The sequence below is a fragment of the Eisenbergiella tayi genome (genome assembly GCF_001881565.1).
GTDB lineage: Bacteria > Bacillota > Clostridia > Lachnospirales > Lachnospiraceae > Eisenbergiella > Eisenbergiella tayi.
In genome coordinates this window covers 1,526,693-1,553,157 of the sequence record NZ_MPDJ01000001.1, presented here as the reverse complement: position 1 = coordinate 1,553,157, position 26,465 = coordinate 1,526,693, and the positions used below count along the sequence as shown (strand labels likewise).

Below are 26,465 nucleotides of genomic sequence, written 5' to 3'. Positions count from 1 at the left end.
TAACTGCTCAGCTGTACAGCTGAAGGCTGTATTCCTCCAATTTCCTGGAGATCATCTTGAAGGGATAGTACATAAGGGAAGCACAGCCCAAAGATAATACAAGAACTGCCGCGGTGTATAAAAAATCACTTTGAATATAAAACCTGTCGCTTCGGAATACCTCCAGAAACAGCCCGTGGATCAGATAAATTTCAAAGGATCTGGTTCCCAGGAAGGAAAGAAATTTATTGGAAAACCGTATTTTCAAGGTGAGCAGGAAAACAAAAATCATAAAGTTAATCACAGCAATTGTCTGCCATATAAAGCAGATCCAGTTACCAATCATTTCCTTTACAAAAATATGTTCATTCGTTAACAATGGTTCGATTTGATCCAACACCTGGACAGATTTTGGGAAAAAGTAGAGAAAGGTCCCGGCAGAGAGCAGAAGGAGCCAATAGTACCATTTCCGGGTAAATTTCATAATGGGCTTTTCAAATTGTGCCATGAGGATGCCTATAAAAAACAGACTGCTGGAATTAAACCACCACTCACCCTGAAACCAGTAAATACCGGGGCCTTTTGCCATACAATAGGTGGGAAACACAATCTGGAAAATACCCAATAAAAGGAAACTGATTCCCTTTTTTCTGATAAAACGGAAGGACAGAAAAAATACGAAATAAAACAGGGCAATTACAATAATATACCAGGACTGGGGATTGATCAGCTGTATGCCGCTTAAATATTCAAGGGACAGCTTCAGGCCATAGCGGTCTCCCGTCAGATAATAAACAAAAAGATACAGGGCATTGCAGATAAAAAAGGGAACAAAAATTTTAATGTATCTGCGCAGAAAAAAGTGATGAAAATAGTTCTTGTTGGTAAGAACGCTTTTCATCAGGCCATATCCGGAATAAAAGAAAAATGCAGCCACACAGAGGATCCCCACCTCCAGAAAGACCCGGAAAGGACCGGGGTTGTCCAGATATTGGGAAAGGTGGTGGTAAACGATAACTAATGTGAAAAAACCTCGGAGCGGCAGTTCAAAGTTTTTTGTAAAATGTTCCTCCTGGAAATGTTCCGGTCCGGAGGAGCTTACCTGAAAAAGCAGGATAAACAACAGAATAAGTATAAAAAAATACATGTAAAACTCCCTTATTAAAGAATATGCTCCATACAGGGTTAGTATTCTTCCTGTTATGGAAAAACATGTAATATATCTTACACTATAATTCAAAAATGAAAAGCCTTATGGAATATACCTTTAAAAATTTCTTAATATTAGTATGGATAGTAATAAAAAAGACACCATAAAAAAACGTCTATGGATTTTCCCATAGACGCATTTTCCAATATTTTCTATAAATACTTCAGTGAGTTATTCTTCATAATCACCCCATATTACAGTATATAAATCACAAATAATGACGGTATCAACCTTATTGTCATCAGATACTATGATACCGGCATCAAATCCTTCCTGAAATTCAAAATCTCTTGCCTGTTCCGCACTGTCTATTTTTTCATATTTGCCATTTACCTTTTGAAACAGAAGATCCGTGTTTACATGCTGTCCGTCCAACTGGAATCCATATTTTTCGTAATCAGTACTGCCGATTCCTAATCCGTTCAGAAGTTTCGTTTTGGAATCGTTCGAAAAAGAGATATAGGATAACAGGCCGTCTGTATATCCCAGTGTGACAAAACCATAGTTATACTTCTTAAGCATTACTTCGTAATCGTAACTGCTCATGAGCTCTTCCACTTTATCACGGCTCATGTATAATTCCAGTTTTTCTCCTGACGGAAGCTTTACCCCGGTCATTTTATCCGGTGAGTCTCCGGAGCATGAGCACAGAAGCATTCCCAATATCAGCATAAATACAAGTAACAACCCTTTCTTTTTCATAATGCCCTCCTATATGTATTTTCTTTTATTATAAACATTATCGGACAGCAAACCAAGGTAATTTACAATTTATTTTATAAAAGACAAACCGGTTTCCTAAACTTTTATTAATTATTGTGCTGATGAATTGAATGGATATACGGCCTGTGCTATAATCAGCCCGTATGCAGAGAACGTATCTTTGCAGGCGCTGTAAAAAGAAGCTGTTAAAAATAAAAGAAAGTAGAGAGGTGTCATATGAATAGGATTAAAAAATTGCTTGCTTTTTGTCTTTCACTCACGATGATCTGCGGTGCGGCACTGTCTGTTAATGCTGCGAACTCAGTTGGCCTGGTAACCGTAAGGACTGATTTCAGTGAAGTTTCTGTTCCGGCGGCAGTTCCTGTACTTCAATATGCCGGCAGCGGTAACAGTTCCATTCTCAATACGGCGCTTCCTAAGGGAACGGCCTACAAGGTTACCTTTACCTATGGGGGAAAAGGAAATTTTATTGTAAATTTTATTACGGATGAACGTACCGAGCTTCTCGTAAACAGTATTGGTTCCTATGCCGGCACAACCCTTTTGTCAGACGGCAGTGATGCGGTGCCGCTGGGGATTTTCGATATTCGAGCCGAAGGAAACTGGACGATTACGGTATCCACAGTTACCAATCTGTCTACAAATTCAGTAACGAGTATAGGAGATAAAGTTTCAGGTGTATTTAATCTGCCGGACACAGGGACAACAGTATCCATAAACAACACCGGAAAAGGTAATTTTATTGTGTGGGCTCATTATTCCGACGGAACCAGCCAGCTTCTCGTCAATAATATCGGCGCCTATTCCGGACAGGCAGTCTTAAATAATCCTAAAAAAACAAACTGCTATCTGGAAGTAAAATCAGACGGGCAGTGGACGGTTGATATGGGATATGGAGGTGCGCTTTCCTTAGTGCCCGATATTAATTAATTTTAAAAATATGCTGTTATGAGTTGATTTTTACATCCGACTTTGTTACACTGATACAAAATGGTAAAGATTTCACGGTACAGGAGTTATTTATGGCAGAGAAAATGATCAAAACTGCAGATTTCATGATGCCCGCAGTCATGTCCATGAACTTCCGGTGCTTGTAGCTGTATAATGCAGATGCAAGTACGCAGAGGCTTGTATCTGTGTGGTCTGAATAGATTGAATTTTACCGCATGGATTCCAGATTTATATTTCTGATAATCCATGCGGTTTTTGTCTGCGGTTAATTCCTGCGGGCAGCAATGTTTTAAATTGGATATTCCGTTGTCTGCGGCGGGACAATTGACTCTTTATAATAGGAATTCGAAGAGCGGCGCCGTGAGTACGGTTCCGGTAAAGAAAGGATTTTGGGTTATGTTTAAATCCAGAGGATGGAAAAAGAAAAATGAATGGATTTCCAGGGGCCCTATAGTCATGTTGGGGCCGCTGTCTTCTTGCGTATGAGGACGCGGCATAAAACAGCTGTCACTAAGGGTGGGGGAACCGGAATCGAAGAGAAAAACCCCGGTTTCCGTCAGAAAACAGGAAATCAGATATCGGAGGATTGACATGGACTTTATATTGGAAGAGTGGAAAGAGGATCACATTGCTGGAGTTGCCAAATATGCAAATAATGAAAAAATAGCGGGGAGGCTGAGAGATTCCTTCCCCTATCCCTATACAAAAGAGGATGCGCAGTGGTTTGTGGGGGACTGTATGGAGAAAGAAGGAAAAACGCAGCTGTCCAGGGCGATTGTAGTGGATGGGGAAGCTGTGGGGAGTATTGCGGTTATGCTGAAGGATGATGTGTACTGCAAATCCGCGGAGCTTGGCTACTGGCTTGGGGAGCCCTTCTGGAGAAAAGGGATTATGACCAGAGCGGTGCAGCAGATGTGCGAGGAAGCCTTCCGGCGCTATAAGCTGGTGAGGATTTATGCGGAGCCTTTTTCCACGAACCTGGCTTCCAGAGGAGTTCTGGAAAAAGCTGGTTTTCAGCTGGAGGGAATAAAAAGAAAAAGTATCTTTAAAAACGGGTGCATACAGGATTCCTATTTATATGCGGTTATTCATGTATGACGGAGCAGAGGAACGGATAAAGGAAAAGACAGCCGGAGCCATATACATAAAATATGGCCCGGCTGTCTTTTGGCCTGCAGGTAAAATCAGGCTGTTGATATTTCGGAACGAAAAACGTAAAAGAAGGATATTATGCGGCATTTCCAGCGGCGGAAGCGCTGTATATATTGGAAATCCGTCCCTCACCGTAAGGCATGGCATATTCTTTTCCTACAATGCCTTTAAGCTGTTTTGTGATGTAATCAATCAATACCTGATTATCCAGCATAGTGCAGTCCTGGAGAAGCTTATTATCACGGAACATAGTAAAGCCGTCTCCGCCGTTTTTAATCATATAATTATGGGAGGCCACGGTATAGGTTTTGGCCGGATCCAGAGGAATGCCGTCAACAAGCACATGGGATACCCGGTATTCCCCGTCAACCCGGAGGAATTCACCTTCATCATTCCTGATTACGGAAGAAGGGATGGAAGGATCTATGGAATAGGTAAGCCCGGATACCTGGAGGAAACCGCCGTTTTCTTCCGGGTAAAGAGAAGCGCCAAGCTCCAGCGCATCCAGTATCTCCTGCCCTGTGGCTTCCACAACACACATTTCATTTCCGTAAGGATGGACATTTATGATATCTTCATAGGTAATATTTCCTGCCTTGATATCCGCCCGGATACCTCCGCCGTTAACAATGCCGATATCAGCGCCCATAACGGAACGGTAGGCATCTGCACACAGGTCGCCCAGATTGGTTTCTCCGTTTCGGATCAGACGTTCATTTCCGGAAGGATCCTTTGTGGTAAGCGTTACATCGGATTTCGCCACTACCTGGCCGAGAACGTCAGCAAAGCCATCCTTCAGCGCATGGATAAAAGTATCCATAACCGGATCTTTATCCGTATAATTTTCTATCAGTTCGGCTGTTATAGTCCCGTTTTTGGGATCCAATACTATTTTCCCCACAGCATTTAATTTGGTTCCTGTCTGAGCGAGGACAACTTCCTTACCGTCCTTGTTTTTAACCTTTTTATCATAGGCTTCATGGGAATGTCCGTCGATAAATGCATCAATTCCGTTTGTATTTGCAATAACCGCTTCCGACTGCCACTGTGGCGTACTTCCTTCCAAGCCAAGGTGCCCGATGGCAATGACATAATCGGCGCCCATGGCAATGGCGGTATCCACGGAATTCTGCACGTTATCATATAAATCCTGTCCATTGTTCCCCTGACAGAAGCCATAGATATAATTCCCCTCATCATCCTGGAAGTACAAAGGGGTGGATTTGGTAAAGCTTTCCGGTGTATCAATTCCCACATAAGCCACATCCACATCCCCGTAAGAAAGAATTTTAAAGGGAAGAAAAACAGAGGATCCGGTTTTCAGATTTATGAAATTGGAGCAGACATAGGTGTATTCGGCTCTTTCTTCTGCCAGCCTGAGAAAGTTGTCCATACCGTAGTCAAACTCATGGTTTCCGGGCACGGCAATATCGTAGCCGGCCTGATTCATGATATCCACAGGAAATGCGCCATCTGACAGTGTGCCGATGGCTCCGCCCTGGATGGCATCTCCTGCATCCACCAGAGTAACATTTTCCCTGCCGTACACCTGCTCCATCTGTGCCTTGCAGGAGACAAGGCCGGCATAACCGATATTGTCATCAATTCCGCAGTGGACGTCATTTGTATGCAGAATGATAATTTTATCGGGAATATTTCCTTCCTGTGCCATGACAGGGATGGAAAGGGTGAGGGCCGTGATTAAAGACAGTATCAGGGCCAGTGGCTTTTTGTGTTTCATACTCTTTTCCTCCTTTTCTTATTTATTGTTATGTAGGAATATCAATTCCCCGCATACTTTTATACTATCAAACAAAGGAATAAAATACAAGAATTAAGAAAATATTCCTTGTTTTTCACTGCGCCACTGCTATACTGAATACATAACAGCAGTACTGAGTATAAGAAAAAAGGAGGGGATGCCGATGGATGAGAAAAAGGAAACGGTGAGTCAGCAGACGGAATATGAGCGTGACAGGAGAAAAGGCGGACTGGGAGACTGGAAAGCGATTATTATTGCATTAATTGCTGGAATTACGGCTATAATCTGTGTCATAATTTTTTCGGGAAACCTAATGAATTATAAGAAGACCGCCGGAGCCGGAGGGCTTACGGCAACAGGTTCGGCAAACCTGGATTTTGAGTCCGATTTGATCGTATGGAGAGGAAATTTTTCCACCTATGGGGCTACTCCAAAAGAGGCATATGCCGTTATAAAGAGAGATTCGGAAATTGTAAAGGATTATCTGCTGGAAAACGGGGTTTCTGAAGATGAGCTGGTATTCAGCTCCGTGGATATTTCCCAGCGTTATCGTACGGAATATGATGAGAACGGGAATTATATCAGGGATTATCCGGATGGATATGATCTGTACCAGAGTCTGTCCGTAACCTCAGTGGATATTGACAAGGTGGAGAATATTTCCCGGGATATAACCAAACTGATTGAATCCGGGGTGGAATTTGTATCCAATTCACCTGAATATTACTGTACCAAACTGGATGAGGTAAAGCTGGAGCTCATTGAAAAGGCCACGGATAACGCCAAGCAAAGGATTGATATTATGGCGGCTGGTACCGGAAGCCGGACGGGAGAGCTTCTGAGTGCGAACCTGGGGGTTTTCCAGATTACCGCCAAGAATTCCGGCTCCGGAGAGTACAGCTACGACGGCGCCTTTGACACCAGTTCCCGATATAAAACGGCAATGATTACGGTGAAGCTGAACTATGCGGTGGAATAGGGGATGAGAATCCGGTGATTCTTTTCAAAAGGAAAAAAGAAAATACATACCCGGAATTTGACAGGGAAAAACAGATTCCGGTTTTAAAATGCAGTATCTGTACGGGTGAGAAGGTGGCGTGCTTCAGGGATAAAAGAACGGGGCACACGGAAGAAATCATGTATATCCGAAGCCAGGGTGATATGCAGGATTTTCTCAGCCGGTACGGACTGTCGGAACAGGAAATAAAAAAAGAGTGGTAGAGAAATCGGGAAAGCAGCGCGGCGGATTGGGAGCCGGGCTGCTTTTACCATGGGAATAATCCCGCTGCTTCAGGCGGCATTCACTTTTTTATCTGTACTTCTATCTGTATTTCATTGAAAAGTAAGGGCTCCCGAAAGAGAGTTAGGTGTGATAAAATGGAATTGATTTTTGGAACAGGGAATCATGGGAAATTTATGATGATGAAGGATTTCCTGGAAGAACTGAATGTGGATCTGATAGGTCTGGATGATTTGGCGGGAGTGGAGGAAAGTCCGGAAGAGTCAGGAAGTACCCCTTTGGAAAATGCCAGAATGAAGGCGGAATATTATTACCGGATTTTTCAGAAGCCGGTTTTTTCCTGTGACAGCGGATTTTATATCCATGGTCTTCCGGAGGAAGAACAGCCGGGAGTCCATGTGCGCAATGTGGGAGGGCGACGGCTGTCCGATGAGGAGATGACGGCTTATTATTCGGGTATCGCCCACAGGCTGGGAGGAAAATGCCTGGCAGAATACAGGAATGCCATCTGTCTGATCATGAACAGCAGGGAGCGGTACGAATATGAGGGGGCTGACATCGGCGGAGGAAGCTTCTATCTGGTTGACAGGGCAAAAGAGCAGAAGGAGGAAGGTTTTCCTCTGGATTGTATATCCGTTGATATTATCACAGGCAATTATTTCGTGGAGGGCGGACAACTGCAGTGCTTTGATTCACAGAAAGAGGGATTGCTCCGTTTTTTCCGGGAAGCCATGCAGAAGACGGAAGAGAGTTTACAGAACGGAAGGCCGGAGAAATGAGCCGGAAGAGGAAGCAAAGGAGAGAGAAGGATGTTTACAAAGAGACTTTATTTTGAAAATGCCTATATAAAAGAGTTTGATGCCAGGGTATTGAGCTGCGAGGAAGGAAAGAACGGATATGAAATCGTTTTGGATGAAACCGCTTTTTTTCCGGAAGGCGGAGGACAGCCCGCAGATCAGGGGTATCTGGAGGATGGGGAAGTGACGGATGTGAGGGATAAAAAAGATTATGTCCTGCATATCTGCACTAAATACCTGGAGCCGGGAACTATGGTGCACGGAAAGCTCGATTGGAACCGGCGGTTCCTTCATATGCAGCAGCATTCCGGGGAACATATTCTTTCAGGGATTATTCACAGGACTCACGGATACGATAATATTGGCTTTCATATGGGTAAAGATTTTGTGACTGTGGATTTCAGCGGTCTTCTGACTGAGGATGAGATAGCAGAAGCGGAAAAAATGGCTAATACAGTGGTATTTGCAGATGAACGCATACTTGCGGAATATCCCGGAAAGAAAGAACTGGAGAAGCTGGAATACCGCAGCAAAAAGGAGCTTGACGGGGATATCCGCATCGTCACAGTACCCGGAGCGGATGTATGCGCCTGCTGCGGAACACATGTGAAGCGCACCGGTGAAATAGGGCCGATTAAGGTAACCTCCTCGGAACACTATAAATCAGGGATCCGTCTTACCCTTCAGATCGGATGGATGGCCCTCGGTGATTACGACAGGAAGCAGAGGAATGTGAAGGCCGTATCCAATCTGCTATCCGCGAAGCCGGAAGAAATCGGGGAAGCGGTGCAGAAACAGCTGGAACAGATGCAGGAACTCAAACAGGAAAATATAATGCTGAAACAGCGTATTTTTGATATGCTCCTGAAGGAAACGCCGGAGGGGCAGGAGAAGGCGGTTCTTTTTGAAAAAGGACTGAATTCGGTAGAAGTGCGCAGGCTTGCGGACATGCTGTCTTCCCGGGCCGGGCTGGCCGCAGTTTTTTCAGGAAGTGACAGCGAGGGTTATAAATATGTGGTATGCAGCGGGGATAAGGATGTGGCCGCTTTGGGAAAACTCATGAATCAGGAGCTGAATGGCAGGGGCGGCGGTAAAAATCCCATGATACAGGGCTCTGTCCAGGCAGAGGAACGAATGATCCGCAAATTTTTTGAAGAACTTTATTGACATGTTTTTATCAAAATGATATGATAAATTTCACGATAAGGGAGTAGTTAGCACTTGACGGTGTAGTGAAGTCAACATACTGATAACACGGTTATCTGGCTTTGCTTTAAATGATGAGACTTATCTGCCCAAAGAGCAGATAGGTCTTTTTTTATTCTTAAGAAAAAAGACGTTCCTGGCCGGAGGGGTAAAAAACAGGTATCGGAGAACGCCGGAAAAAGAACGGCTGTATTTTGGCCATATAAAAGGGTCAAACGAGGAGGAAAAGGATATGAGTCTTTGGGAGCTTTTGATAATTGCGGTGGGTTTGTCCATGGATGCTTTTGCGGTATCTATCTGCAAGGGTCTTTCCATGAAAAAAATGAGTTGGAAAAATGCGCTGATCGCGGGTTTGTATTTCGGCGGTTTCCAGGCGGGAATGCCGTTAATCGGTTATCTGCTGGGCACCCAGTTCAAGGATCTGATCACCAGTATTGATCACTGGATTGCGTTTGTCCTCCTTGGCCTTATCGGATTGAATATGATAAAGGAATCCAGGGAAAAAGCGGAAGAGGGAGAATGCCAGAATGATTCCTTCGGCATAAAGACCATGGTCCCTCTGGCAGTTGCCACCAGTATTGATGCACTTGCGGTGGGAGTCACCTTTGCTTTTCTCAATGTGGACATTGTACCGGCCGTATCCTTTATTGGTACGATAACCTTTTTCTTAAGTGTCCTCGGAATTAAAATCGGAAATGTATTCGGCACGAAATTCAAAGCAAAGGCAGAATTGGCGGGCGGTATTATTCTGATCCTGATGGGAACCAAAATACTTCTGGAGCATCTGGGATTTTTAAGCTTTTGATAAAAGAGGGGGAAGAAGGATGAAAACAAGAAAAGAAATGATAGCCTTTTGCCTCACATTCAAGGGCGTTTACGAAGATTATCCCTTTCATGATGACAACTGGACGGTAATGCGGTGTAAAGGCAATAAAAAAACCTTTGCTTATATATATGAAAGAAACGGCCTTGTCCAGGTAAATGTGAAATGCAATCCCGAATGGATCCAATTCTGGAGGGATGCTTATCCCGGCGTACTGCCGGGGTATCATATGAATAAACGGTATTGGAATACGGTGATCCTTGACGGCTCTGTGCCGGACAGGGATGTCCGGCGCATGATAAAAGAAAGCTACGAGCTTATCAGGCCGGCAGAAAATTCATGACGATCATTACCAGACCCAGGAGGGTAAGCACACCTCCCGTAGCCCGGTTCAGAGTTTTGGCAGATGCCTTATTGGCAAACCGGGCGGCCAGCCTTGCCCCTATAAGCGTGAAAAGGATACAGAGCAGCAGGGCAGGAATATCAGGAATCCCTCCGATGGTAAAGTGGGAAACCGCGCCGGTAAATGCCGTGAAGGCCATGATAAAGACGCTGGTTCCTACTGCCGTTTTCAGTTCATAGCCCAGAACGCTGGTGAGGATAAGAAGCATCATCATTCCGCCGCCGGCTCCGATAAAGCCGCAGATAAATCCGATCAGGGCTCCGCAGAGAAGTGACTGGATGATTTTGGTGCGCGTATCCTTATCGGCCTGCGTCTCTTTGGTAGTCATGACGGGCTTTACCAGGAATTTGATACCCAGCAGAAATGTCATGACTACGGAAAAGCTTCCCATGGACCGGTTGGGGACTTTGGAGGCGACGAAGCTTCCGACGAGAGTAAAAACAAGGACGGAAATGAGCATGATAATTCCGTTTTTCACATCCAGGTTTTTGTGCTTCCCATAGGTATAGGCGGAAATTGCGGAGGCCAGAACATCGGAAGCAAGGGCGATGCCTACGGCTTCATAAGCGGGAAAACCCAGAAAGGTTATGAGCATGGGTGAAATAACGGCAGCAGCGGACATTCCCGCAAACCCTGTGCCGATACCGGCTCCCAGGCCGGCAACAATACATACGATTAATTTTTCCAACATCTTTTAATTCTCCTTCAGGTTTTGGGATATAACGGATATAACGTGATCCACTACCTTCATTTCTTCTTTTGTAACCCCTCTGCAAATATATTGAAGAAAATCCTCCTGACATTTCCTGGCCGCCCTGACAGCGTCAAGAGCAGGAGGGCATATCCGCAGATGTATGATCCGGCGGTCTTCCTTATCTGTAATTCCTTCCAGGTAATTACGCCCTGTCAGAACATCAACAGCCTTGGATACATTGGATTTGGGAAAGGAACGCAGTTCCACAATATCCGAAGCCGTATCGTAGCCGGGATTATTATACAGAAATAAAAGGACGTTGATTTCCATCCGGTTCAGGCCGTAAATCTCACTGACCTCACCCAGGTATCTGTTGTACGTTTTATTCAGCTTTCTCCCTATAATCAGATATTCAATGATACGATTCATATACACCACCTCGCATAGTTCTTTTTAGAACTAACTGGATTCATAATACCATGTACTCCGTAAAAGTCAAGCTTTGTATAAAGGGTGCAGATAAAAAATATTGCCCCTGCCTTCCGCCTGCGTGTCTCCCTGGTCCGTGCCTGGTGATGCCCCGCTGTCTCCCTGTGCGGCCGCTGCCCTGCAAGGTTCCTGTGCAGGCACGCTCTCGCTCGGATAAATGCGCAGCGGTACTAAGGCTGCAAAGGACGCAGCCTAAGGACCGGCGTATTTATACGGCCTTTACAGGAATCCTTGCAGGGCAGCGGCCGCACAGGGAAGACAGCGGGGCATCACCAGGCACGGGCCAGGGAGACACGCAGGCGGAAGGCAGGGGCAATATTTTTTATCTGCACCCTTTACACAAAGCTTACAAACTCATAACCATATCCTGCTTTTTTCTTTTGGACAAAACGGGTATCATTGCAATTGCAAACGAGATAAAACAGATGTAAAGGAGAAAATTATTATGAAAAAGAAATTTGTAGCAATTGCGGCAGCAGCCACTCTTGTGATGGGGGTACTCGCAGGCTGCGGTTCCACAGACACTTCAAACGTTAATGCAGCGACTGCTGCATCAGAAGCTCCCGGCAGTGAGGCAGCTCCGGAAGCGGCATCCTCGGAAGCAGTAAGCAGCGAAGCGCCCTCTTCAGAGGCGGCAGCAGATTTGAGCGGAAGTATTTCCATGGCTGGTTCCACTTCTATGGAAAAGTTCGCGAATGCCCTGGCTGAAAGCTTTATGGCTAAATATCCCGGCGTAACCGTAACTGCTGAATTTACCGGTTCGGGAGCAGGTGTTGAAGCGGTTACCGCGGGCAGCGTTGATATAGGAAATTCTTCCAGAAATCTGACCGATGATGAAAAAGCGGCAGGCGTGGCAGAAAATATTGTAGCTATCGATGGTATTGCAGTTGTTACGGATCCGGCTAATACTGCAGCAGGTCTGACTAAGGAACAGCTTTCAAGGATCTATACCGGAGAAATCAAGAACTGGAAGGATGCAGGCGGTGAGGATCAGGCTATCGTAGTAGTCGGCAGAGAAGCTGGTTCCGGCACCAGAGGGGCATTTGAAGAGCTGCTTGATATCGAAGATAAATGTGCATATGCTAATGAACTGGACAGCACAGGCGCTGTTATGGCAAAGGTTGCAGCAACTCCCGGAGCAATCGGCTATGTATCGCTGGATGTTATTGATGATACGGTAAAAACCCTTGCAGTGGACGATGTTGAGCCTACCGTTGAAAATATCAAAGGCGGCAGCTATCTGTTAAGCAGACCTTTCGTAATGGCTACCAAAGGAGAAATCTCCGAGCAGACGGAAGCCGTACAGGAAATGTTCTCTTATCTGGCATCAGACGAAGGAAAAGCCCTGGTGGAAAGCGTCGGACTGATTACCGTAGACTAATCCCATAAGAACAAAATACCAGCAATATTCAAACCCTGCGAAAGCAGGGTTTACCTTGCGAAAGCAGGGTTTACCTTGCGAAAGCAGGGTTTACCTTGCGAAAGCAGGGTTTACCTTGCGAAAGCAGGTCCCTATAAGGATAAGGAAAATCATATGAAACAATCTTTTTCAATCATAGGAAGCAGACAATCAAAAACGGCAGTGGAAAAAACTGCTCAGCTAATTTTTATCGTTTGTGCTTTTTTTGCCGTACTTGCAGTTTTCTCCATTACCATATATATGTTGATAAACGGTACCCCTGCACTGTTTAAGGTAGGGTTAAAGGATATTCTGTTCGGGACCGTGTGGAAACCGACAGCCAAGGATCCCAGCTTCGGTATTCTGTATATTATTCTCACTTCCATAGTAGGCACCACTTTGGCTATTCTGATCGGAGTGCCGATAGGTGTTCTTACAGCCATTTTTCTTGCCGAGGTGGCTCCTAAAAAGCTGGCGGCGGTGGTGAAGCCTGCGGTAGAGCTGCTTGCCGGTATTCCGTCCGTTATTTACGGTCTTTTAGGGATTATGATATTGAATCCCTTGATGTATAAGGTTGAAACGGCGCTTTTTAAAGGTTCGGAAACCCATCAGTTTACCGGCGGCGCCAACCTGATTTCCGCAGTTATCGTATTGGCTATTATGATTCTGCCTACGGTCATTAATATCAGTGAATCGGCTCTGAGGGCAGTTCCTGCCCAATATAAGGCCGCTTCCCTGGCATTGGGCGGTTCCCATATACAGACCATATTCAAGGTGATCCTTCCGGCGGCAAAATCCGGCATTGCCACAGCGATTGTATTGGGCGTGGGGCGTGCCATCGGTGAGGCAATGGCCATTACCCTGGTATCCGGAAGCTCGGTAAACATTCCGCTTCCCTTTAATTCCGTGCGTTTTCTTACAACCGCAATTGTAAGCGAGATGGGTTATGCATCCGGCCTTCACAGAGAAGTTCTGTTTACCATCGGACTGGTATTGTTCGCCTTCATCATGATTATCAATACCTGCCTCACAAAGATTCTCAAGCCTAAAAATGTGGAAGAGAAAGAAAAAAGGGTGAAAAGCAGAAAAAGCCAGGTGGTAAAGGCAGAGATTCCTGACAGCAGCGTGGGAGTAGCGGCTCAGAGCAAAGCCTGAAATAACCGGTTATCCGGAATATGCCGCCTGCGGCACGGAGGAATAAGAATGGATCAAAGTATATTGATAAAAAGAGTCAGGATATCTGACTATATTATAACAGCACTGATTTATGCGGCGGCATCTCTGTCCATATTATTGCTGGCTGGAATTGTGTGCTATACCTTTGTAAAAGGGGTATCCAGCATCAGCTGGCAGTTCCTGACAACGGTGCCCAGCACGATTAAAGGAACCTTCGGTATTGCGGGAAATCTGCTGAATACCTTATATATTGTTATTATTACCCTGCTGATCGCCACGCCTGTTGGCGTAGGATCCGCGATCTATCTGAATGAATATGCCAAACCGGGAAAAATAGTGAGTACGATTGAATTTACCACAGAAATTCTTTCCGGAATCCCTTCTATTATTTTCGGCCTTTTCGGTATGGTATTTTTCGGAACGACCCTGGGTTTTGGATATTCTATTTTGACCGGTGCACTTACACTCACACTGATGGTGCTGCCCCTGATCACCCGGAATACCCAGGAGGCATTGAAAACCGTGCCTGAAAGCTACCGTAGCGGTGCGTTGGGAATGGGCGCTACCAAATGGTATATGATACGTACCATTCTTCTGCCTTCCGCCATGCCCGGTATTATTACAGGTATCATTCTGGCTGTGGGAAGGATAGTGGGAGAGTCTGCCGCCCTTCTGTTTACTGCCGGAAGCGGCTATCTGCTTCCTAAGAGCGGCATGGGATTCCTGCATAAAATCCTGGAATCCGGCGGGACTCTGACGATACAGCTGTATCTGTGTATGTCCAAAGCGCAGTACGGAGAGGCCTTCGGCATTGCCGTGGTACTCCTTGTTCTCGTGCTTGGCATCAATATGCTGACCAAGTATTTGTCCGGAAAGTTTAATGTGGAGACGAGAGAATAGTAAGGGTGGAATTCCCTGATGGATACACACGTAACTCATATGCCCGGCAAAGCGGGCAGACAGGAGCAATGATGGAAAACGCAAAAATCAGTACAAGAAAATTGAATTTATATTATGGTACGAACCATGCGCTGAAGGATGTGGATATGGATATCAGCCCGAATGCCATTACCGCTTTTATCGGTCCCTCCGGCTGCGGGAAATCCACTTTTCTGAAGACCCTGAACCGCATGAACGATCTGGTGGACGGAGTGAAAATAAACGGGGAAGTCACGCTGGACGGTGAAAATATATATGATGAAAAGGTGGATACCACACTGCTTCGTAAAAAGGTGGGTATGGTATTCCAGCAGCCGAATCCGTTTCCCATGAGTATTTATGATAATATTGCCTATGGCCCCAGGATCCATGGAATAAAAAATAAATCACAGTTGGATGAAATTGTGGAGGAAAGCCTGAAGGGCGCGGCTATTTTTGATGAGGTGAAGGATCGGCTGAAGAAATCCGCGCTGGGACTTTCCGGCGGTCAGCAGCAGAGACTGTGTATCGCAAGAGCTCTTGCCGTACAGCCGGAGGTGCTTTTAATGGATGAACCGACGTCGGCGTTGGATCCGATCTCCACATTAAAGATAGAGGATCTGATGGAAGACCTTAAGAAAAAATATACGGTTGTGGTAGTAACCCATAACATGCAGCAGGCGGCCAGGGTTTCCGATGAAACCGCATTTTTCCTGGTGGGTGAGGTTGTGGAAAAGGATTTGACCGGAAATATTTTTTCAAGGCCAAAGGACAAGAGGACAGAGGATTATATTACAGGCCGTTTTGGATGATTGCAGGTGAAACGATATATAATTGGCTAATAAGGAAATGCGAGGAGCAGGATTATGACAGTACGAACCATTTATCTGGAGGAGTTAAACAGCCTGCGCAAAAGCGTGGCTGAAATGGGGGAAGCCGTTGAGGCTTCTTTTGATATGCTGCTGACGGCTGTGGACAGTAAGGATGAGGATCTGGAGATGCAGATTATCCGGGGGGATCGGGTGATCAATGACATGGAAAGAAGCATTGAATCAAAATGCCTTTCCCTGATAACCCGGCAGCAGCCTATTGCAGGGGATCTGCGTATGATATCGGCTGCCCTGAAGGTGGTAACGGATATTGAGCGTATCGGAGATCAGACTGCGGATATTGCCGAACTTCTTCTGCGGCTGAAGGGATGTGATCTGGATGCTTATTCCAGGCATATAACCGGTATGCTTCAGGTGTCGAAGGAAATCGTCCATGATGCGGTCCATGCCTTTGTAACCCGAAACAGTGATGCGGCAAACGAGGTAATACGCCATGATGACGTAGTGGATTCCCTTTTTGCCAAGGTTAAGGACGATCTGGTTTACATGCTTCAGGAAGGCGTAGACAATATCGACGCCTGTGTGGATGTGCTGATGATAGCCAAATATCTGGAACGAATCGGGGATCATGCGGTTAATATTGCGGAATGGGAAATTTTCCAGGAAAGCGGATCCATCAAGGACATCCGTCTCATGTAAAACAAGAAGAGAACAAAGCTGAGGGCAGTACAGACTGCCCTGCCGGAAAGCTGCCTATTAACGCCGCAGCTCCTGTTCTCTTTTTTGTACGATGAATTTGACATATAAAATCAGGGCGATCAGAAAGACGACACCCAGGCTGTTTGTAACCTGCTGGGCATACAGGGTCTTTCCTCCGATACTCCAGCCAGCCTGCTGAAGAAAAGAAAGAAATCTGCCGGCCACAAAAGACACCAGAAACCCATAAACGCCTCCAATGGAGGAGAGGATGGAAAGCTGCAGAGTCCTTTTTTCTTCGTTCAGAAGCTCCAGCTGGATGCCGAACAGTCCGATACCGGCAAAGCTCCAGCCCACCGCCGAAAAAATGGTGGCGGCAATGGTCATGGGATAGGCGTTGGAGGGAACGGAAACAGCCATAAAGGCAAAATTCAGCAGGATGCCGATCAGGGAATATTTATACATATAAGCCATGCCAAAACGATCCCCCATCCGTCCCACAACAGGAGTGATGACGATCCGGACCAAATTTCCGAAAAAACCAACCAGCATGATAAATGTGAAGGGAAGGTTCAGTTCTTTAATCTGGTAGCTGGTATTAAAGGGAGAGGATGTATAAAAAGCGGTGAGCCATAACAGGTTGGTAAAAAAAGCTTTGCGGAAATCAGAATTCCGGAAGGCTTCTTTTATTTCTGCCTTCAATACGCCCTTTTGTTTTTTTGCCTGGTTTTCCATATACTTTTTTGCCAGGTTGCCGTGAAGCTCCTGCCCGGCGGCATTCAGTATGGCGTAACGGGGCTCTTTCATACGGCTGAAGGCGCAGAAATTAATGAGGACAAGGATGAAAATCAGCATCCCGTTCAGGAGAAAGCCTATATGCTGGCGTTCTCCGGCAGTACTGTCCATAATCACGCCGGCGCCCAGCATAACAGTAACTGTGACAAATACGGCCACAGCGTCTTTTTTGGAGAAATAGCTTCCCCTCAGTTCCATGGGGACAAGGCTCGCTATCCAGTCCTGTGTGGCGGGAGTCCCGATTTGAGACCAGGCCTGGGCAAGAAAATACCCTGCAACGATAAGGAACTGCTGAATATGAAACGGCAGCGGAAGCAGGGGGACAAAAAAGATCAAAGAAAAGAACAGCTTCTGCAGTACGGTGATACAGACAAAAAGCTTTCTTTTTTTCAGTTTATTAATCGGCTGCATGGTAAAGAGCTGAAACAGGGCAGCCAAGCTTCCCATGGATGTGATAACACCGATGGACGCATCAGGAATATGTACGGACAGCATTAAGGAAACCAGAAAGGTTCCGCCTGCCAGCTGGGCAATCGTCTGATTGGCGGAATCACCCGCAATGAAGTTTTTCCGGCTTTTTTCATAGTCCCCTTCATTTTCGGGAAGGGCCATAAAATAAATCCTGCGCAGCCGCCCCAGCAGCCAGGTGAAATCAAGCATAATTTTGCTCATAAAATACCCCATTTCCGCGTCCTGCGCGGCCTTCCCAAGTACTACCCTCAGCCTGATATTACAATAAGGAAGGCCGGAAAAAAATGTATTATCTTAGTCAAATTGATGTATTTTATTGCTGTGCGGAAGAAAAAACCAGAGGCTGTTTTCGGAAATTGACAGGGAACCGGATACGAATTAAACTGATAGGAAAAGGAAGAAATGATTTAAGTTCTTCAGGAGGAAAGGTATATGGAAAAAATGAAATCGGCGGCGTTAATTGGGCTTGGCGCTATGGGAGCTTATTTTGCGCCCCGGCTTTATGAGGAATACGGCGAAAACTTCAGGGTTATTGCCGGGGGTGAGCGGAAGAAGAGGCTTATGGAACAGGGGGTGTCCATTAACGGCGTAAATTATCATTTTCCTGTTGCCGATCCGGAACAGGCCGGAGAGCCCGCCGATCTGGTGATTATCGCGGTAAAGGGCTATGGCCTGGATCAGGCGGTAAAGGATATCAGAGGCTTTGTTGGTGAAAAGACGGTTATTCTTTCGGTGCTAAACGGGGTTGACAGTGAGAAGAAGGTGATTGATGCATATGGCGAAGCTCATGTGCTTTATTCCTATATGAGGGTTTCCATAGTGATGAAGGATGGCTGCACGAATTATGATCCTGCGCTGGGAAGCATTCATTTCGGAGAAAAAGAGAACCGGGAAGGCCATTATTCGGAACGTGTTATGGCCGTAAAGGAGGTTTTTGACAGATGTGGAATTACCGGAATTATCGATCCGGATATGATAAAGGGCATCTGGTTTAAGTTCATGTGCAATGTGGGAGAAAATCTGACCTGCGCCCTTCTGGGAATTCCGTTCGGAGCCTTTCAGAGAAGCAGCCACGCCAATGCCATACGAAAGCAGGCTATGCGGGAAGTGATGCAGATTGCCGTAAAACAGGGAATTGATTTGAGTGAAGAGGATATGGAAAAGCAGGAGGAAACCCTGCGCGGGCTCCCTTTCCTGAATAAGCCGTCCACACTGCAGGATCTGGAAGCGGGGAAGAAGACGGAGATTGCCATGTTTGCGGGAACGGTAATGGAGTACGGAAACAGACTGGGAGTTGCCACACCGGTGAATGAGCTGCTTTACCATGGTATCTGCGTGCTGGAGGAGAAAAACGAAGGTTTGTTTTAAGGGAGGGATGGGGGGAACATCCGGTAAATACTAAAAAGAGTATGTTTGAGGCAGGACGGGAAAAATTTCGTGACAGGAAGAAGTCACGTTATTTTTCCGTCCTGCCTTTTTAGTGCTTTTACATATATGAACCGGAGAACAGGATTGTATGCTGCTGTCCGCTTTTAAAATCCCGCTCTCGGGCTGCTATTTACCTTTAAAATCCCGCTCACCCCCTCTCACTATTGTAAAATAATAAATATTTATTGTAAATCAATAAAAATATATTGACTTTCAATGAGAATGATGCTATTTTATGGAAAAGAGGCATTAACAGTTTTGCATGCTCACTTTCATGGCACAGGGCCGCTGGGGCACATATGAAAGGCTTCGGGAGAAATAAAAAAATGAAGACAAAAGGCAAAGTGGTTTTTCTTCTTGGTATGCTGGCTTTAACCGCAGGGCTGCTGCTGGCGTACCGGATTAGCGAAAGAAATTCCTATCTCAGGATAATACGGGCCAACTGGCAGACAGACCTGCCTTATGGCTGCAGACAGCTGTACGAGATTGACAGCGGAAAAAGCTTTCATGGAGACGGGGAACGTTATCATGTGTTCCTGTATGATGAAAGAAAGGAACAGCCTGTTCTGGAGGACGGGAGTCTTTTGTCCGGAGCTTCAAAGGAGCGGGTGATTGAAATACTGGACAGTCTGGGCGCCGATAAAGACTGGTACCCGTATTTTGAAAAAGTGACAGGGAAAAAAATTTACAGGAAGCAGGACGGTTCTGTCATGTACCTTCTCTATGAAGGCGGGGAAAGAAAGCTGTATGTGGTTGAATATTTTTTATGAGCAGGAGGAAAGAAGAAATTATGGGAAATAAGCTCACACGCTTTACCAAATTAATGCTGGATGTCATGTTTTACGCGGGGATAGTGGTGACATTGACGCTTCCGGTTTCCGTTAAAATTTATGGGCAGATCAATTCCTATTTTGCCCAGTATTATGTCCATATGATTATTATGTTTGGGATTTCCGGGATATTGGCCGAATTGATCCTGTATGAGCTGCGCCGGATTTTCCGTACCGTTCTGGAAAATGACTGTTTTGTCCAGGCCAATGTGAAGAGCCTGAACCGGATGGGGACCTACAGCTTTCTGATTGCCCTCGTTACGGCCGGCAGATTGTTCCTTTATCTGACACCCGCGGTGATGATCATCATCCTGGTTTTTGTGATTGCGGGGCTGTTCAGCAAGGTACTGAGTCAGGTATTCGATCGGGCTGTGGCTTATAAGATTGAAAATGACCTGACAATATAGGAGGTGGAAAATGTCCATAATTATTAACCTGGATGTAATGATGGCCAAAAGGAAAAAAGGACTGACGGAGCTGGCCGGAGAGGTGGATATTACACTGGCCAATCTGTCTATTCTGAAAAATAACAAGGCAAAAGCGGTCCGGCTTTCCACCTTAAATGCAATTTGCAAAGCCCTGGAATGTCAGCCCGGTGATATCCTTCAGTATGTGGAGGATGAGGAAGAAGACAGTGGGAGCAACAGCCTGTAGGAGGTATATATCATGGATTATGGCAGAATGGATTCGGTAAACGGGAATTATACGGCGGAGAACAGTCATATGGCGGAGAATAATCCGGCGTGGGCGGAGCAGGAAAGAAGAAGGGCGGAGGAAAGAAAAAAGGAGGAGGAAAGAAGGCTGGAGGCGGACCGGAAAGCGGCGGTTATGCGGGGAGCCTTTCCATTTTTCGGATGGGCCAGCGCGGTTTATGCCCTTTTTTATACGTTCTGTCTGTACAAAAATGCTTCTGGGATTACCTACCCTTTTTTCGTCGCAGGAACCCTTGCTTATTTTGGCTTATGTACCAGAAAGTCAGGGGTTCCATTAAAAAAAGACAGTATCTTTACCGTTGTGAGCATGATACTGCTGGGCATATCCGTGTTTCTCACAGACAATGTAAGTATACAGCTCATAACAAAAACAGGAATTTTTCTCCTTACCCTGAGCCTGATGCTTCACCAGTATATAAATGACAGTCAGTGGAATTTTTCCAAATACCTGCTTTCCATCTGTCAGTGTCTGCTGGAAACGATTGCCTGTGTGGGACGCCCTTTCAGTGACGGCGCTGTCTGGAGGCAGAAAAGGATTCAGGAGGGAAAAAAGGATGGCAAGGGACGTTATGTCGCATTGGGGCTTCTTGTGGCAGTCCCCCTCGGGCTTTTTATTCTCGCCCTTCTGGTGAGCGCGGACGCGGTATTCCGGGATCTGTTCGTACGCCTTTTCCGTCATATCAATATAGGGAACATTCTTCTGGTTCTTTGTATGCTTGTGCTGGGTTTCTTTGCTTCCTACGGCTTCATGGCTATGCTAAACAGCCGGGTTATTAAGGAAGAATGCAGGGAAAACAGGAATCAGGAGCCGGTGCTGGCTATTACCTTTACCTCTGTACTCGCCGTTATGTATCTGATTTTCTGCAGCATCCAGGTGGTTTACTTATTTATGGGACAGATGAGACTGCCGGAGGGCTATACCTATTCCTCTTATGCCAGACAGGGCTTTTTCCAACTCCTCGCGGTATGTATCATAAACCTGATCATAGTGCTTGTATGCCTGGGATTTTTCAGGGAAAGCAGGGTGCTGAAGGGGATACTCACTGTTATTTCCCTTTGTACCTATATTATGGTGGCATCCAGCGCATACCGGATGATTTTATATATTCAGATCTGTCAGCTTACTTTTCTTCGTATTATTGTATTATGGGCCTTAGCGGTTACGGCTCTGGTATTGGGCGGCATTATTGTCACAATTTTCAGGCCGGGTTTCCGCCTTTTCCGATACTGTGTTACTATAGTCACGGTGTTTTACATCCTCCTGGCATTTGCGAAGCCGGATTACTGGATCGCAAGGTATAATATGCAGTTTGTGGATTTTACCGCCGTCAGTGAAGAGCCGGCGGAGGACAGCTACAGGGACTTCTATTACCTGAGCCATCTGTCAGCGGATGCGGCGCCCATACTGGCAGCCCCGGAAAATTATGAATTCCTGAAAAATAAATCCTATTCCATGGAGGAATATTTTTCCCGTATGGAAAGAAAATCAGAGGGAATGGGACTCCGCGGTTTTAATGTCTCCCGTTACCTTGCCGGGAAAGCAATCGATAATACAAAGAAATAATTGTTTAAATTTTTCTTAAATAGTATATACTCCATTGACACCTGACCGTTTAGAGCGTAATATAATTAGGACACAGAATTTTCACATTTGGGAGGAAATAAAGATATTATGCGTATGAAAAGAATGGCAGCAGCAGTTGTGGCAATGGTTACCGCACTGGCACTTACGGCATGTGCAGGTGGATTTGATGCCAGCAAGTACGTGAACGGCGTACTTAACAATATTTATCTGGGAGATTCCACGGGATATATGGAATTGGTAGACATAACGGCAGATGAGGCCAAGGAAGAATACGAGCAGGGAATTGGCGTAGAAGCAGACTTTTTCCTGCAGTATTACGGCCTCGACAGTGTATCTGATGATGTATATCAGCAGATCGTAGACATGTATAAGCAGATTTACAGCAAGTCCAAGTTTGAAGTAAAGGATGCTGTAAAGAACGGTGATGATTTCAACGTTGAGGTTGTTGTCAGCCCTATCGATGTTATTGTGAACAGCGAAGATGCTATCAGCACAGCAGTGGATGATTTTGTAGCCAATGCCAATCCGGATGATTATACCGATGATCAGGTGCTGAACGATGACCTTGCTAAGCTGGTTATAAAGGTTATCAACGATAACATGTCTAATCTGGGATATCAGGCAGAGAAGTCCATCATTGTTAAGGTGGAAAAAGATGCACAGGGCTATTACGGACTCAGTGATGATGCCATCAGCCTTCTGGATCAGGATATGATCGCTTACTAAGAAGAATTATTAATTACATAAAGAAAGCTAACGTAACCGTACTCTTTTTTTAAGGGCACGGTTACTTTTCTATAGAGAAAACAGAGCGCCGGACGGCGCAGAGAAGGAGCGGATATGGAGAAATTCAGCGCGGAACAGTTCATTGATTTTTTAGGCAGGATAGAAAAATTGAAATCAGTACCCAGGCATTGTGTGACGGCGGACGGTGTTGTGGAAAATGTGGCGGCCCACAGCTGGCGCACGGCCGTAATGGCTTATCTGATGAAGGATGAGCTGGAGGATATAGATACGGATAAGGTCATCCGCATGTGCCTGCTGCATGATATCGGTGAAGCGGTGACGGGTGATATCCCTACGTTTGAAAAAACAGAGGAACATGAAGAGGTGGAGAAACGTGCCGTGGATGAGCTTTTGCAAAGCCTGCCCGGGCCTCTGTATCAGGAAATTACAGCCTTGTTTGAGGAAATGGATGCGCAGGAAACAAAGGAAGCCAGAGTCTATAAGGCACTGGACAAGCTGGAAGCTGTCATTCAGCATAATCAAAGCGATATCCGTACCTGGCTGCCTCTGGAATACGATTTGCAGAAAACCTATGCAGCCGAGGTTGTAAAAGGTTTTTCTTTTCTGGAACAGCTCCAGGAGGAATCCGTAAAAGAGACAGAAAGAAAAATAGAAGAATATTCCACAAAATAAATGAATCAATATCCAAACTTTTTTCAGGCACTGTCCATCTATAGTATGAAAGGAAACGTTGTACAACGGTCCAATCGTAAAAGCCGCCGTTCATCCGGGCTTTGACGATAATGATAAGGGTAATCCAATCAGGATATATGCCCGCATACAGGAGGATATAACAATGAAGCAGGATATTTATGACCTGACAGTGGCCTATATCCTGGAAAACCAGGAAAAATGTTATCGGCTGGCCTACAGTTATGTACAGGACAGGGACAGTGCTTTGGATGTGGTGCAGAATTCCATATGCCAGGCATTGGAAAAGTGCTGGGGACTCAGGAACCCGGCGGCAATGAAAACATGGTTTTACCGGATTGTGGTGAATGAGGCGCTGCAGTACCTTCGCAAAAATAAAAAGGAAATCAGCACCGAACCGTCGGAAATAAGAGAAGAGCCCTATCAGGAATATGGCTTTGAAAAAGCAGATATGGACTCAAATGAGGTCTATGAAGAAATACAGAAGCTTCCGGAGGATATGAAGACAGTGATCATCCTTCGTTTCTATGAGGAGCTGAGCCTTCAGGAAATTTCCGAAGTGACGAAAACCAATTTAAGTACGGTAAAGTCACGGTTGTATGCCGCTCTTAAAAAACTGCAGAAAGGTTTGGAGGAGATCAATTATGAGAAAGCCTGAAGATGGAAAAAAAGTATATGATAATATAGAAATACCGGAAGAATTAAATAATGTAGTAAAGGATGCCATCCATTCTATGGACAAGGGAAAATCCATAAAAAAGCATCGTACGCACAATGCCGTAAGGATCTTCAGGTATTGTGGCACAGCCGCGGCCGCGCTGCTCGTATGCATGACAATAGGCCTGAACACAAATGAGGTTTTCGCAAGGGAAATGGGCGAACTTCCCATTATCGGTTCCCTCGCCAGAGTGCTGACTATACGTTCCTATCACGAAAAAGATGAAGGCCATGATATTACCGTAAACGTACCGGAAATACAGCTGGACGAAACACAGACCGGTGATGCGGATGCGGGGAAGGAAACCTTTGTAGGAGATATCAATCAGGAAATACAGACAATCGTGGACGATTATGTGGCCGACGCAAAGCAGAAATTTGCAGAATACAAAGAAGCCTTCTTTGCCACAGGCGGAACCGAAGAAGAATGGGGAAACAGGGACATTGCGGTTAATGTGGATTATGAAGTTAAATATCAGCAGGGAAACATCCTGTCCATGGTATTGATCACAGATGAAGCCTGGGTATCCGCATACGGAGTCCGTTATTATTACAATCTGGATTTGTCTCAGAACAGACAGCTTACCCTTCAGGATCTCCTGGGTGATAACTATGTGGAAATCGCCAACGAAAGCATCATCCGTCAGATGAAGGAAAGAGATGCGGCAGACGAGAATGCGGTTTACTGGGGAATCGGAAAAGCAGCAGATGACGGTATGATAGATGGTTTTCAGACCGTAGACGAAAATACCAGCTTCTATATCAATGCAGACGGCAACCCCGTAGTGTGCTTTGAAAAATACGAAGTAGCGCCCGGATACATGGGATTTCAGGAATTTGAAATACAGAAGCCTGCCAAATAAACAAGCCTGCTTAATCAAATAAACAAGCCGGATGCTGTGTCCGGCGTCCTCCGATGGAAAGGACGCCGGACCATAACATCCGGCTTTTTGTCTCCGTCCGTAATCCTACGCGTTCTTGTTCTTTTTTGCCTTCTTCTGTTCTTTTTCTATAGTATCCAGAACAGAATAGAGCAGATGCCTTACAACAGAAGCCAGCGGCCATATCAGCCAGCTGGTGGACCAGGAATGGAACAGAAAGCTCCATATAAAATAAATACAGGTAATGAGCGGCCAGTAAACGGAAAGAATCAGGGAAATCGTCTGACCGGCCTGGCTGGAAGAAACAGAAGCTTTCTTTTTCTTTTTTCCCTCTTTTTTCTTTTCCTGCAGAAGTATTTTGTAAATATCCTCTTCCGATCCTGCGGTAATAAAGAGATAAACGGCGATGGAAATAAATAAAAACAGGAAGAAAATACCTATGGTACCGCCGTATTCCTCTCCGAGGGAAGTGCTTTCCCCAAGTTGTGACAGGGCTATGAGAGTAAAGGGAGCTAATACACACAGCACAATGCCCACTGTGGTAATTACTGCGCACTGGGGCTGGAAATTTGCCTGCATATCGGCTACAGAGGCCTGAAGAGAGGGACTTAAAATCAGGTTGGAGTGTTTCAGGAACTTATACTGTTCAAGCCGGCTGCTTCCGTAAATGAGCATGCCAAGACCCGCAGCCAGACAGAGAAAAAGAGGAAAGAGAGTAAAAACAGCCTCCAGTCTGGATAAGCGGGCAAGCTCCGGCCTGACGGAAGAAAACAGGCCGTTTATTAAAATCATTAATGCCGGCCCCATGATACATAAAGAGGTTCCCGCCCCTGTCAGACGGCTATATCTCCGGGTATCCGAAATAACCTGTTCCACCTGCTCTCCGGATAAAAAAACGGCTCCGGAATTATTATCTTCATAGCTTTCTTTTTCTGTATTTTGGGCCGTCTTCAGTCCCAGCTCTTCTAGCAGTTCATCTATATTGCCGAATTCGGAAATAACGATTCCGATGGCTTCATTTTCTGATTTTCCCTCGCTTTTCAGCTCTTCGTATTTATCCTCCATGGTGTGGAGCATATCATTCTGCAGCTTCATGATCTCAGGGGTCCCGGGAAGCCGGGCGAACATATTTTCAAGATAAATTCGTATGGTATCCATAA

The 26,465-nt window shown here is 45.6% G+C and carries 29 protein-coding genes; 22 read left to right on the top strand and 7 right to left on the bottom strand.

Features of this window, described 5'->3' with window-relative positions; translation table 11 throughout:
- Positions 1-7: 7 nt before the first annotated feature.
- Both BLA28_RS06435 and BLA28_RS06430 read right to left on the bottom strand, forming a co-directional pair.
- Positions 8-1,126 (bottom strand): acyltransferase family protein, encoded by a 1,119-nt coding sequence (locus BLA28_RS06435; RefSeq protein ID WP_009254979.1) that lies wholly within the window; start codon positions 1,124-1,126, stop codon positions 8-10.
- Positions 1,127-1,360: 234 nt separating this feature from the next.
- Entirely contained in the window at positions 1,361-1,891 is a 531-nt protein-coding gene (locus BLA28_RS06430) for a hypothetical protein (protein ID WP_009254978.1), read from the bottom strand.
- Positions 1,892-2,128: 237 nt separating this feature from the next.
- Between BLA28_RS06430 and BLA28_RS06425 the strand changes: the two genes are divergently transcribed.
- A complete protein-coding gene (locus BLA28_RS06425; protein WP_069156476.1) occupies positions 2,129-2,842 on the top strand; it encodes a hypothetical protein in 714 nt (237 codons plus the stop codon).
- A gap of 612 nt (positions 2,843-3,454) precedes the next feature.
- On the top strand, positions 3,455-3,961 hold the full coding sequence (locus tag BLA28_RS06420; RefSeq protein WP_009254976.1) for a GNAT family N-acetyltransferase: 507 nt from the start codon (positions 3,455-3,457) through the stop codon (positions 3,959-3,961).
- Between the two features lie 130 nt (positions 3,962-4,091).
- Here the strand turns inward: BLA28_RS06420 and BLA28_RS06415 are convergent, their stop codons facing one another.
- A complete protein-coding gene (locus tag BLA28_RS06415) occupies positions 4,092-5,756 on the bottom strand; it encodes a bifunctional metallophosphatase/5'-nucleotidase (protein ID WP_069156475.1) in 1,665 nt (554 codons plus the stop codon).
- A gap of 184 nt (positions 5,757-5,940) precedes the next feature.
- On the opposite strand from BLA28_RS06415, the gene BLA28_RS06410 reads away from it, so the two are divergent.
- The 6 genes from BLA28_RS06410 to BLA28_RS06385 all read left to right on the top strand — a co-directional run bounded on the left by BLA28_RS06410 (position 5,941) and on the right by BLA28_RS06385 (position 10,186).
- A complete protein-coding gene (locus tag BLA28_RS06410) occupies positions 5,941-6,756 on the top strand; it encodes an SIMPL domain-containing protein (protein WP_069151456.1) in 816 nt (271 codons plus the stop codon).
- A gap of 14 nt (positions 6,757-6,770) precedes the next feature.
- Positions 6,771-6,998, top strand: coding sequence for a hypothetical protein (locus tag BLA28_RS06405; protein ID WP_044967484.1), 228 nt, complete (start codon positions 6,771-6,773; stop codon positions 6,996-6,998).
- 156 nt (positions 6,999-7,154) lie between these two features.
- Positions 7,155-7,796, top strand: coding sequence for a non-canonical purine NTP pyrophosphatase (locus BLA28_RS06400; RefSeq protein WP_069156474.1), 642 nt, complete (start codon positions 7,155-7,157; stop codon positions 7,794-7,796).
- 30 nt (positions 7,797-7,826) lie between these two features.
- Positions 7,827-8,981 carry an alanyl-tRNA editing protein gene (locus BLA28_RS06395; RefSeq protein WP_069156473.1) on the top strand — a complete coding sequence of 385 codons (1,155 nt, stop codon included), beginning with the start codon at positions 7,827-7,829 and terminating at the stop codon, positions 8,979-8,981.
- Between the two features lie 271 nt (positions 8,982-9,252).
- Entirely contained in the window at positions 9,253-9,825 is a 573-nt protein-coding gene (locus BLA28_RS06390) for a manganese efflux pump MntP (RefSeq protein WP_009254968.1), read from the top strand.
- A gap of 19 nt (positions 9,826-9,844) precedes the next feature.
- Entirely contained in the window at positions 9,845-10,186 is a 342-nt protein-coding gene (locus tag BLA28_RS06385; protein WP_069156472.1) for an MmcQ/YjbR family DNA-binding protein, read from the top strand.
- Here BLA28_RS06385 and BLA28_RS06380 read toward each other — a convergent pair.
- Together BLA28_RS06380 and BLA28_RS06375 are read right to left on the bottom strand one after the other, a co-directional pair.
- Entirely contained in the window at positions 10,164-10,937 is a 774-nt protein-coding gene (locus tag BLA28_RS06380) for a sulfite exporter TauE/SafE family protein (protein WP_069151460.1), read from the bottom strand. The two genes, BLA28_RS06385 and BLA28_RS06380, sit on opposite strands and share 23 nt — an antisense overlap.
- A gap of 3 nt (positions 10,938-10,940) precedes the next feature.
- Positions 10,941-11,369, bottom strand: a complete 429-nt coding sequence (locus BLA28_RS06375) for a MarR family winged helix-turn-helix transcriptional regulator (RefSeq protein ID WP_009254965.1) — start codon at positions 11,367-11,369, stop codon at positions 10,941-10,943.
- A 505-nt stretch (positions 11,370-11,874) separates the two neighbouring features.
- Here BLA28_RS06375 and BLA28_RS06365 point away from each other — a divergent pair.
- From BLA28_RS06365 to phoU, 5 genes are all read left to right on the top strand, one after another.
- Positions 11,875-12,810: a phosphate ABC transporter substrate-binding protein gene (locus tag BLA28_RS06365; RefSeq protein WP_069156470.1), complete on the top strand. Its 936-nt coding sequence runs from the start codon at positions 11,875-11,877 to the stop codon at positions 12,808-12,810.
- Positions 12,811-12,963: 153 nt separating this feature from the next.
- A complete protein-coding gene (gene pstC, locus BLA28_RS06360; protein ID WP_009254963.1) occupies positions 12,964-13,983 on the top strand; it encodes a phosphate ABC transporter permease subunit PstC in 1,020 nt (339 codons plus the stop codon).
- Positions 13,984-14,031: 48 nt separating this feature from the next.
- Complete coding sequence (gene pstA, locus BLA28_RS06355) at positions 14,032-14,904, top strand: phosphate ABC transporter permease PstA (RefSeq protein ID WP_044967490.1); 873 nt, start codon at positions 14,032-14,034, stop codon at positions 14,902-14,904.
- A gap of 68 nt (positions 14,905-14,972) precedes the next feature.
- The gene (pstB, locus tag BLA28_RS06350; RefSeq protein ID WP_025482008.1) at positions 14,973-15,734 is read left to right on the top strand and encodes a phosphate ABC transporter ATP-binding protein PstB; all 762 of its coding nucleotides are present in this window, start codon (positions 14,973-14,975) and stop codon (positions 15,732-15,734) included.
- Between the two features lie 54 nt (positions 15,735-15,788).
- Positions 15,789-16,451: a phosphate signaling complex protein PhoU gene (gene phoU, locus BLA28_RS06345; protein WP_044967493.1), complete on the top strand. Its 663-nt coding sequence runs from the start codon at positions 15,789-15,791 to the stop codon at positions 16,449-16,451.
- 57 nt (positions 16,452-16,508) lie between these two features.
- Here the strand turns inward: phoU and BLA28_RS06340 are convergent, their stop codons facing one another.
- Positions 16,509-17,915 (bottom strand): MFS transporter, encoded by a 1,407-nt coding sequence (locus tag BLA28_RS06340; RefSeq protein ID WP_242878356.1) that lies wholly within the window; start codon positions 17,913-17,915, stop codon positions 16,509-16,511.
- 231 nt (positions 17,916-18,146) lie between these two features.
- On the opposite strand from BLA28_RS06340, the gene BLA28_RS06335 reads away from it, so the two are divergent.
- From BLA28_RS06335 to BLA28_RS06295, 9 genes are all read left to right on the top strand, one after another.
- A complete protein-coding gene (locus BLA28_RS06335) occupies positions 18,147-19,082 on the top strand; it encodes a ketopantoate reductase family protein (RefSeq protein ID WP_069156468.1) in 936 nt (311 codons plus the stop codon).
- 386 nt (positions 19,083-19,468) lie between these two features.
- Positions 19,469-19,912, top strand: a complete 444-nt coding sequence (locus tag BLA28_RS06330) for a hypothetical protein (RefSeq protein ID WP_009254957.1) — start codon at positions 19,469-19,471, stop codon at positions 19,910-19,912.
- A gap of 20 nt (positions 19,913-19,932) precedes the next feature.
- Positions 19,933-20,379 (top strand): DUF2975 domain-containing protein, encoded by a 447-nt coding sequence (locus BLA28_RS06325; RefSeq protein WP_044967510.1) that lies wholly within the window; start codon positions 19,933-19,935, stop codon positions 20,377-20,379.
- A 10-nt stretch (positions 20,380-20,389) separates the two neighbouring features.
- Positions 20,390-20,626 (top strand): helix-turn-helix domain-containing protein, encoded by a 237-nt coding sequence (locus BLA28_RS06320; RefSeq protein WP_044967496.1) that lies wholly within the window; start codon positions 20,390-20,392, stop codon positions 20,624-20,626.
- A 12-nt stretch (positions 20,627-20,638) separates the two neighbouring features.
- Entirely contained in the window at positions 20,639-22,249 is a 1,611-nt protein-coding gene (locus BLA28_RS06315; RefSeq protein WP_069156466.1) for a DUF4153 domain-containing protein, read from the top strand.
- A 108-nt stretch (positions 22,250-22,357) separates the two neighbouring features.
- On the top strand, positions 22,358-22,996 hold the full coding sequence (locus tag BLA28_RS06310; RefSeq protein ID WP_009254952.1) for a hypothetical protein: 639 nt from the start codon (positions 22,358-22,360) through the stop codon (positions 22,994-22,996).
- 114 nt (positions 22,997-23,110) lie between these two features.
- Positions 23,111-23,689, top strand: coding sequence for an HD domain-containing protein (locus BLA28_RS06305; RefSeq protein WP_069156465.1), 579 nt, complete (start codon positions 23,111-23,113; stop codon positions 23,687-23,689).
- Positions 23,690-23,852: 163 nt separating this feature from the next.
- Complete coding sequence (locus BLA28_RS06300) at positions 23,853-24,365, top strand: RNA polymerase sigma factor (RefSeq protein WP_044967825.1); 513 nt, start codon at positions 23,853-23,855, stop codon at positions 24,363-24,365.
- Positions 24,352-25,287 (top strand): anti-sigma-V factor rsiV, encoded by a 936-nt coding sequence (locus tag BLA28_RS06295; protein ID WP_069156464.1) that lies wholly within the window; start codon positions 24,352-24,354, stop codon positions 25,285-25,287. The genes BLA28_RS06300 and BLA28_RS06295 overlap by 14 nt, the downstream gene beginning before the upstream one ends.
- A 105-nt stretch (positions 25,288-25,392) precedes the next feature.
- On the opposite strand, the gene BLA28_RS06290 is transcribed toward BLA28_RS06295, so the two are convergent.
- Positions 25,393-26,463 carry a permease prefix domain 1-containing protein gene (locus BLA28_RS06290; RefSeq protein ID WP_069156463.1) on the bottom strand — a complete coding sequence of 357 codons (1,071 nt, stop codon included), beginning with the start codon at positions 26,461-26,463 and terminating at the stop codon, positions 25,393-25,395.
- Positions 26,464-26,465: the final 2 nt, after the last annotated feature.